At 71.6% G+C, this 1707-nt stretch carries 1 protein-coding gene; it reads left to right on the top strand.

The window, feature by feature from the left end:
- Positions 1 to 18: 18 nt before the first annotated feature.
- Positions 19 to 1707, top strand: a 1689-nt coding sequence (locus D0C15_RS33805; RefSeq protein WP_116052092.1) for a VWA domain-containing protein, incomplete at its 3' end; no start/stop codon positions are given.

Genomic DNA, 1707 nt, shown 5'->3' with positions numbered 1-1707 from the left:
GAAACAAGCTGGGGCACCGTGTCCCGCCCCGGCGGGCTGACCCTATCCGCCGCATTCGGCGACGAGGTACCCGCGATCGCCGACCGCGACGACCTTGTGGTGACCGTCGCCCCCGGGGCGGGACACGGTGCCCCAGCTTGTTTCTTCCCCGACTTCGCCACCATCGAGGTGGACGGGACCCACATGGACAACGGGGTCGACCCCGCCACCGTCGCCCCCCATCGGGTCGGGGACCGCAAGCGCTACCGCACCGCGTGGGGACTACTCACCCACGAATGCGGCCACGCCAAACATTCCGTGTGGCGCGCACCCGACGACGCACCCCCGGGCGCGGTCGCGGCGGCGGACCTGCTGGAAGAAACCCGCATGGAAGCCGCACAGGTGCGCCGCCGCCCCGGGGACCGGTACTGGCTACGCGCCAGCGCCACCCACCTCATCCTCGCCGACACCCAAGCACAGGACCCCGCCGCCGCACCGCAAATGACCCATGAGGACGCCGCCCGTAGCGCCGCGCTGCTGCTGGCGCGGGTGGACGGAGGCATCCTCAACCGCCGCGAAGTCGCCCGAGTCGAGCGCGTCGTGCGCGACGTTCTCGGCACCGACACCCTCGCCACCCTGCGCAGAATTTGGCGCGCCGCGCACCGCACCGCCGACGACAACGCCGAGGCCATGATTGAACTCGGGCGCCAATGGTGCGAAGCCATCGGGACCGACCCCCACCAACCGCCCGACACGCCCGACCCCAACGTCACCAACAACGGGAACGGGACACCGTCGCCGTTGGCGAACGCCATTAGCAGCGCCGCCGCCGCGATCGGGAGTGCGGTCGCTGCCGAGCCCGCCCCGACCGACCCCACCACGCAGGCCATGGATGCCCGTGCCGCCGACGACACGGCACGCCAGAAGGCACAGAACACCGCAAACGCGGTGTTCGGGGGTGCCTGTACCGGATACGAACCCACCGCCCGCCACATCCGGGGCACTCGCGCGCCGAGCACGACCGAACAAACCGCCGCACGGCACCTCGCCCGCGCGCTGACCACCGCCGGACACCGTGACCGCACAGCCACCAAAACCCGCTCGACCGTACCCCCGGGACGGTTGCGGATGCGGGGCGCGATGACCGCCGACGCACAACGCGCGGCGGGCGCAATCCCCAGCGCCGAACCGTTCACCCGCACCACCCGCTCCACCGTGCCCGCACCGCCGCTACGACTCGGCATCATCTGCGACGTCACCGCCTCCATGAGAGCGTTCACCGCCCCCGTGGCCTCGGCGGCATGGATTCTCGCCCACGCCGCCCGCCACACCGCCGTACCCGCCACCACCGCCACCGTGGTCTTCGGCGCGGGCATCGTCACCCCGATCACCCGCCCCGGCACCACACCCGCGAAGGTGACCGAATTCGGCACCCGCCTCGGCGGGCACGCCATCGACACCGCGATCAACGCCCTCGATGGTGGGCTCGACCTGTCCCGCCCGAACGCCGCGCGCCTGCTAGTGATCATTTCCGACGGCAACTTCGAACACGAAACCCGGAAACCGGGCCAGAACATGCTCGACCGGTTGCGGGCGAGCGGCTGCGCGGTGTTGTGGCTGGCGCCCGACAAGTTCGGAACCGACCCGATGGACGGTGCCACCGTGCACACCCTGACCGACCCCACCACCACCGCCCGCGCCATCGGACAGGCCGCCACCGCCGCCCTC

Source organism: Amycolatopsis palatopharyngis, assembly GCF_003385185.1.
In the GTDB taxonomy this organism is placed as follows: Bacteria; Actinomycetota; Actinomycetes; order Mycobacteriales; family Pseudonocardiaceae; genus Amycolatopsis; species Amycolatopsis palatopharyngis.
The sequence above is the reverse complement of the archived record's forward strand: the minus strand, read 5'-3'. Positions and strand labels throughout refer to the sequence as shown.